The sequence below is a fragment of the Pseudomonas sp. UMAB-40 genome (genome assembly GCF_900095275.1).
Taxonomy (GTDB): domain Bacteria; phylum Pseudomonadota; class Gammaproteobacteria; order Pseudomonadales; family Pseudomonadaceae; genus Aquipseudomonas; species Aquipseudomonas mandelii_B.
Window position 1 is genome coordinate 1 of sequence record NZ_LT607561.1, and the last position, 324, is coordinate 324.

The window sequence follows — 324 nt, forward strand, 5'->3', positions numbered from 1 at the left end:
AACTTGCCGATGTAGTCCAGGTACTGGGCATACAGCGGTTTGTTCAGGCCAAGGCGTTCCATTGCCTGAGCGTGCATTTCGGGGTCGACCCGACGTTCGCCCATCATCACTTCCACGGGGTCGCCAGGAATCATGCGAATCAACGCGAAAGTCAGCAAGGTGATGCCGAAGAATGTGGGGATCAGTAACCCCAATCGGCGGGCAATAAAACTAAACATCTTCTGGTGTACCTCATCAGCCGGTTAGGCGTGCCTGGTGTCCCTGGAGTCAGGGACACCGGGAGTTTTCTTATCTACTTCACCTGGGTGGTGGCGAAGTTATTAG

At 54.3% G+C, this 324-nt stretch carries 1 pseudogene; it reads right to left on the reverse strand.

Features of this window, described 5'->3' with window-relative positions:
- Positions 1-218, reverse strand: a pseudogene (locus tag K0F88_RS16230) (peptide ABC transporter permease); the annotation flags it as partial.
- Positions 219-324: the final 106 nt, after the last annotated feature.